Genomic DNA, 224 nt, shown 5'->3' on the forward strand with positions numbered 1-224 from the left:
GGGAACTTTTTAGCTGAAAGGCAAGTTTAAGCGCTGCGATAGAAGCGCCGAATGCGATAATGATAGAGAGGACGACAAGCATTACGTCGTATTGCATGGTAGCGGCCATTTTCATTGCTATCATACCGATATAATGCATGGCAACAATCGCACCTGCCATACATATACCGCCAACCAGCAGATGAATAGGTGTCATCGTAGTACGACTAGCGACAAGCAGTGCC

The 224-nt window shown here is 46.9% G+C and carries 1 protein-coding gene; it reads right to left on the minus strand.

All coding sequences use genetic code 11. From position 1 onward, the window contains the following. Positions 1-196 (minus strand): MHYT domain-containing protein (locus LKX83_RS34630; RefSeq protein WP_370639191.1); only part of this gene is annotated, 196 nt, incomplete at its 3' end. Between the last annotated feature and the right edge of the window lie 28 nt (positions 197-224).

The organism is Cohnella baijiui (assembly GCF_020731285.1).
Taxonomy (GTDB): Bacteria; Bacillota; Bacilli; order Paenibacillales; family Paenibacillaceae; genus Cohnella.